Genomic DNA, 6,314 nt, shown 5'->3' on the forward strand with positions numbered 1-6,314 from the left:
CAATCCTCAATCCACATTCATTTGGGAGGCACGATGGGTATTACCCTATATGCAGGATCCGGTTCACCTTTTGCCTGGCGCGTTTGGTTGGCGCTGGAATTCAAGCAGTTGCCCTACACATTGAAGATGATGAGCTTTTCGGAAGGTGACCTGAAGAAGCCGGAATTCAGGGCGATCAATCCACGTGGCAAGGTGCCTACGCTGGTTGATGGTGACTTCGTATTGTGGGAATCCTCCGCCATTCTTAACTACTTGGATGATGCTTATGGCGGCGCCAAACTATACCCCGGTGATGCTCGCCAACGGGGACTGACAAGACGCCTGCAGGCTGAGGTGAATAACTATTTGGACCTCGCTGTCGAAAAGGTCTTCGACGAACTGATCTGGAAGGAAGGTGATGCGGATCAGGCCATTGTCAAGTCTGGTGTGACGACAATCAGGCAGGAACTGGCCTATTTCGAAAGCCAGTTAAAAGGCGATTTCCTGGTAGGCGAGCTCAGCGCGGCAGATTTTGTGTTGTATTCGATGCTTGCTTACGCTTTGCGTGTCGAGCAGAAGCGTTTGCCTCAACTGGGTGTGGCAGCCAGCGTTGGCCCAAAACTGCAAGCGTGGAAGGCGCGGGTCGAGGCATTGCCGTATTTCGACAAAACCTACCCACCACATTGGCGGGAGGGTTGAGGTGCAGCCGACATCAACTGACATTTTGGTTGCGACCACCCCACAGGATGTGTTGGATTTTTGGTTCGGAACGCCAGACTCCCCGGAATATGGGCAACCACGTACAGCCTGGTTCGTGAAGGATATCGTCTTTGACGAAGCTATCCGTCGCCAATTTGGCCGCTTGCATGAAGAAGTGGCTGCCGGACAGCACGACGATTGGGCCAATACCCCAACAGGTATGCTGGCTCTGTTGATTGTATTGGATCAATTCTCGCGCAATCTTTACCGAAATGATCCACGTGCTTTTGCTTGCGATACGACAGCCTTGGCATGGGCGACACAACTGCTGGCACGTGGCTGGGTAACACAATACCTACCTGTGCAATTGGTATTTTGCTATCTGCCTTTCGAGCATGCCGAGGATTTGGTGGTACAGCAGCAGTCCGTGAAGTTGTTTGCTAAGCTGAGAACAGACAACGCTCATTTCGAAACCTTTTACGACTACGCGGTGCGCCACCATGACGTGATCGCCCGCTTTGGTCGCTTCCCTCACCGGAACCCAGTGCTGGGCCGTGCCAGTACTTCAGACGAGCTGGTGTTTCTCAGCCAACCCGGCTCATCGTTCTAGCCGTTTTTCAGACTTGGGATGAACCGGTTTGTCAGGTCCACTGTTGGTGACTAGCCAGCAGTGGACACGAGGACTTGGCCATGCCTGCATCCATCAATGATGAAACCATCAGTCTGCTGACTGCTCGGATTTACGATACCGTACTGGCGCCCCACATGTGGCCAACGGTACTGCAACAGATCAGTGGCTTGCTGAATGCATTCGGCGGTGGGTTGATTGTGCGTGATCGTCAGGCTGCCTCCAGCCGGCAACTGTTGTGGGCGGCAACCGGCCATAGCGAAGAATGCCAGCAACAGTATGTGGACTACTACCGTTCGCTCGATCCCTTGCCCGAAGTGTTGCAGGGCCGGCAGATTGGCGAGTTTGTTGCTTACGATGCGTTGCATGATGAACGGTACCGACAAAAACGGGCTTTCCAGCATGATTTCCTGATTCCGCATGGTATTCGCTATGTGGCGGCAGCTTGTATCGGTAGCCCGGATGATAGCCAAGGCTTGTTGGGATTTCAGCGTGGGCCGGAACAAGGTGAGTTTGGCGGGCTGGAAATGGCGGTACTCTCCAAGCTGTCGCCCCATATCGTCAAGGCGGTACAGTTGTTATGCCATGTCCAGCAGATGCAAAGCAGCCAGTCTACCGGGTTGCTGGGCGCATCGGCATTGGACATGATGGAGGTGGCCGTATTCGTGGTGGGCGTTTCACGCAATATCGTGTTTGCCAATCTGCTGGGCGAACGGGTGATGTTGTCTGGCCGCATTGGGCGGCAAAAAGCATTTGAAACCGGTCCACGGCTGATATTGCATGATGTCGACGCAGATCAGCGCCTGGAGCGCGCGGTACGCAGGGTTTGCCAGGGCGGAGAAGGGGCGTTTTTACATACGTCACGTCCTGTCGGGGAGCACCGGCAAATTCTGTGTGTGTTGCCATTGCAGGATACCTCGCGTTATGCGTCAAATGGTGCAACACCACTGGCAATGGTGTTGGTCAGTGATCCCCGCAAGACTCGACGGGGTGCGGCCGCGCAATTGCGGGCTCTGTTTGGTTTGACCCCTGCCGAAGCCACATTGGCCCTTGAGTTGGCTGCAGGACGTAGCCTGAATGAGCTGTCGGAAGAAACAGGCCGTAGTGTTGATACCTTGCGCACACAACTGAAGTGTGTTTTCTCCAAAACCGATACCCATCGCCAAAGCGAGCTGGTCAGCCTGTTGTTGCGCTTGCCGCCAGTCCCACAGGCAACACCTCAAAGTGGTCGGGGCATTTGACCATTCATCTATTTTTTTCCTGATCTGATGGCGCATACCCCATTTGGGGCATGTGAATCACCAAACCGGGCGATATCGTGCATGCAACCGTGCGTTCATTCATTCGCATTGGTTTGTATTGCCTTTGCTATCTATCAGGAGAAATTCCATGCGCAAGCTTGCTCTCGTTTCCATGCTGCCGCTGCTATATACGGCACAGGCAGGGTCCACAACCTTGCTTTACAAAAGTTTCGACGATTTGATCAAGGAGGCCGACGGTATTGTCATGGGCCGAATTGGCCGGGTGGAAGCCCGTTATGACAATCGTCGTGATATCTACACTTTGGTGACACTGGATCAGGTGAAAGTACTGGACGGCAACTACGCCCGCCCAATGCTCACCCTGCGGTTGAAAGGTGGGAGAATCAATAATGAAATCATTCACATGGATGGCAGTCCAGAGTTTGAGGCTGGGCAACGGGTAGTACTGTTCGTGAAGAACAATGGCCGTGACCTGGTACCGTTGGTGGGCTGGGGGCAGGGCATGTTCCGTATCGTCGCGGATGCCGCATCACGGCAAGACGTCATCCATGATAGTGACAATAACCCTGTTGTCGCTGTCCAGGCTGGCCATGTTGACAAAGACATGGTGAATGCGCCGGAAGCCAACATTCTGGGGGCTCGCAAGCCGCTAAGCGCGGCTGCACAGATCAGCGCCGGCCGTACCGAGACCGGCGAGATGACCCCGATGACTGCAGCGGCCATGTTGCCAAGACCGGCCATGTCAGTACAGGCCTTCATCGATGCCATCAATCAGTCATCCGCCCGACTGGCCGCCAAGGTTGCCCGCCCGGCGTTGCTCAGTGCCGACACTCGGGAAGCACTCATGGCCAGCGATACCGTAGGTCGTGACGCACCCGCCCCTGCTGGCACGAAAGCACCTCAACAGCTCAACCAGAGCATGACCCCGGTGCTGCCGCAACGCGAGCAACCCGCCCAGTCTGATACCCAGTCGCAATAAGTTGCGACCAGATCATCCCGAATTTGCATTGGAGCATATCGATGAAAACCTTCATCTCCCATCTCACCCCGTTGTCTCGTGCAGTTGCTGCCTGTTTCACCGCCAGTACACTACTGGCACTGTCTGCACCTGGTGCCATGGCAGCTTCCTGGCAGGAATGTAATGGTAACAAGATCCGCTGGAACAATAGCTGGACCAATATGTACATCAGCACCACCTCTTTCCCTGCCGGCAGTGTATGGGATAGTAAGCTGCAAAATGCCATGTGGCACTGGAATAATGTCAAAGGTGCCGGTTTCAATTTCTATGTTGGCCGTGATACAGACGGCACCCACAGCAACAGCAATGGTGTGAACGAAATCTATCTGCATGGCAGCGAAGCAGGCGGTGCACTGGCCGTGACCTTCTCCCGATATCACTGTTACTGGCTGTTTGGCTGGCATTACGGGCGAGACGAGGCAGACATCGCCTTCAACAGCAATCTGGCCTGGTCCACCGGCGCATTCAATTACGCCAACCTTGGTTCCCCCTACAGTTTTGAAGGGGTGTCATTGCACGAACTGGGGCATGCACTGGGCCTGGGACATGAAGACCGGTGGATGTCCAATATGAACTCGTATTACCCCAATAGCGGCCCATTGGGACAGTTCAAGGAATGGGACCCGATCGGGGATGATCGAATTGGCGTTCGGTCACTGTATCCAGATGCGACAGCCGAAACGGATGTCGCCGGCTCGGCCTTCAAACGCACAGGTGCAGGTACATCCGGTTTGGTCAGCAGCCCCTTGTCGGCGGCTCGTGGCTCAACGATCAATATCGAATTTACCTTCTCCAACCTGAGCACTGCCACCAAAACCTTCAATATCGGCTTCTATCTGGGCGGCATTCTGCTGGGCACTAATACAGGCGCTTGGGGCTCGGCGGGCGCAACGGGCACATTCTCTCGTGCACTGACCATACCCGCCTGGGTAGCACCTGGTGTCTACAACTTGAATTTCAAAGTGGACTATGATGGCGCGATGGGTGAGGCCAACGAAGGCAACAATACCCAACCCATGCCACGCAACATCACCATCTATTGAAATATGTCAGCAAAACGCCAACCACCCTGTGGCAGTCGCCATGGGGTGGTTTTTCAATTCGGCTTGATTGCGAAACGAGCTAAATATTTTCTATCAGTCGAATAATTAAATTGAGAACAAACTATAGGTTAAGATTGCAGGCGGTTTGAATTACCGGCAGATTCAATCCACGTCGTTCGAAGTGATGTCAATCAGAAGGTTTGCTTTATTTCACACGTAAAGTGATCCAGGAATTTGTTCATGCTTTCAATTAGGTGGGGCGCGGTGTGAAAAAACTGACATCTACGTAAGTAAATGGCGGTTTTGAGCTGCGCGCGCCCCCATTCAGATGTATGCGATATCGTCGTGAACAGATTCAAGGCGTCACATGCAAATACGGTGTTGTCGACAACGTACCGGAGATGGTGCAATTGCCGGCCAGATTGGCGTTGTTGAGCCCAATCACGGTCTCGCTTTCATTGTCGGTAATCTGTGCTGAAATCTTGCTGGGCCCACATATACCGCCCACCAAAATAACTCTGACATCTACCGAGGCGTTATCGATCGTCAGCTGGCTTATCGAGTCGACGCGCCCAGTCCAAGGGGTGAGCGATGTTGCATTAGCCTTGATGACCCGACACAACGACGAGCCGGAAAATGCCGCACTGGTGATACGCAAATTGCCACCACCATCAACGGTGCCGTTGAAAACGGCGGTGCAACTGATCCCAACACCCGATTTGCTCACCGAAGCGGGCCCAACGGCTGAAAAGGGAATGGCCATACCGCCGGCACCGGGTGGTGTAATGGTGATGCCAAATGCCGGAATGGCCAAGTGGAAACATGGCACAACAATCCACCTGGCAAAGTATAGTGTGATTCTATTCATGTAATTTGCCTTTCTGTAGGGTGTGAATATCAACGATGAATCCGTGGTTGAAAAATCAGACCCTACATTGGCATGGCTCTGCTGCTCACTGTATTGTTGTTTGACTCATTTTTGACTTTTATCAAAATTACTAGTTTCAATATTTCAATTGATTAAATTTAAATCTAGCGATTAATTGATAGTTAAAGCAGCGCTGTACAAAACCAGTTTTCGATAAACTAGCGTCCTAGAGGCACGACCGGACTTGCCAATGGTATGGAATCAAGCGCGGCAGTGTACTTTGCCGGGCAGCCGCATGTCGAAACGCTCGATCAAAACGATGGCCGGCGCGCCGACGCTGCAGTGATGCGCGCTGGTACCTGAGCTCCCTGCCAGTGGACACCAAGCAGGTTGCCCAGGCAGTTCGCCGCCACTGGGGTATCGAGAATGAACTGCACTGGGTGCTAGACGTGGTCTTCCGCGAGGGTGAACTGTGTGTGACCGGAGCGGATGATGTGGTGCAGCTGACGCTATTCACCCGGGCGGTACAGAGTGTGATCCGGCAACATACCAAGCGTAAGGATAGTGTGGCTGGCAAACGCCAGCGGGCGGCATGAGGTCCGCGCTTTTGGACAGAACTTTTATTTGCTTAAACAAGGGTTAAAGTTCGATTCCGCCCTGGCACTGATGTCAGACCATTGCATGGTCATGCTATGCTGCCCAATCGGCCGGATTTGTAAATATGCATCTATTCCAATAATCATATTGATTTGACAGGTTATTCAGCCATTCGCAACAATGCCGACCAGCGTCAGTCCTTTAATAAACAAGCTTGACT

7 protein-coding genes are annotated in these 6,314 nt (G+C 53.2%); 6 read left to right on the top strand and 1 reads right to left on the bottom strand.

The window, feature by feature from the left end:
* Positions 1-33 precede the first annotated feature (33 nt).
* The 5 genes from FFS57_RS22420 to FFS57_RS22440 all read left to right on the top strand — a co-directional run bounded on the left by FFS57_RS22420 (position 34) and on the right by FFS57_RS22440 (position 4,629).
* Positions 34-678 (top strand): glutathione S-transferase family protein, encoded by a 645-nt coding sequence (locus FFS57_RS22420; protein WP_171014148.1) that lies wholly within the window; start codon positions 34-36, stop codon positions 676-678.
* A gap of 1 nt (position 679) precedes the next feature.
* Entirely contained in the window at positions 680-1,288 is a 609-nt protein-coding gene (locus tag FFS57_RS22425; RefSeq protein WP_249384126.1) for a DUF924 family protein, read from the top strand.
* An 80-nt stretch (positions 1,289-1,368) separates the two neighbouring features.
* Positions 1,369-2,547 carry a helix-turn-helix transcriptional regulator gene (locus FFS57_RS22430; RefSeq protein ID WP_137940070.1) on the top strand — a complete coding sequence of 393 codons (1,179 nt, stop codon included), beginning with the start codon at positions 1,369-1,371 and terminating at the stop codon, positions 2,545-2,547.
* A 148-nt stretch (positions 2,548-2,695) separates the two neighbouring features.
* On the top strand, positions 2,696-3,547 hold the full coding sequence (locus FFS57_RS22435; RefSeq protein WP_137940071.1) for a hypothetical protein: 852 nt from the start codon (positions 2,696-2,698) through the stop codon (positions 3,545-3,547).
* Between the two features lie 41 nt (positions 3,548-3,588).
* On the top strand, positions 3,589-4,629 hold the full coding sequence (locus FFS57_RS22440; RefSeq protein ID WP_137940072.1) for a matrixin family metalloprotease: 1,041 nt from the start codon (positions 3,589-3,591) through the stop codon (positions 4,627-4,629).
* 355 nt (positions 4,630-4,984) lie between these two features.
* Here FFS57_RS22440 and FFS57_RS22445 read toward each other — a convergent pair whose 3' ends face one another.
* Positions 4,985-5,497 (bottom strand): PraA/PraB family alkane oxidation protein activator, encoded by a 513-nt coding sequence (locus FFS57_RS22445; protein WP_137940073.1) that lies wholly within the window; start codon positions 5,495-5,497, stop codon positions 4,985-4,987.
* Between the two features lie 374 nt (positions 5,498-5,871).
* Here FFS57_RS22445 and FFS57_RS22450 point away from each other — a divergent pair, with 374 nt between their 5' ends.
* On the top strand, positions 5,872-6,093 hold the full coding sequence (locus FFS57_RS22450; RefSeq protein ID WP_137940074.1) for a transposase: 222 nt from the start codon (positions 5,872-5,874) through the stop codon (positions 6,091-6,093).
* Positions 6,094-6,314: the final 221 nt, after the last annotated feature.

Source organism: Chitinivorax sp. B (assembly GCF_005503445.1).
In the GTDB taxonomy this organism is placed as follows: Bacteria; Pseudomonadota; Gammaproteobacteria; order Burkholderiales; family SCOH01; genus Chitinivorax.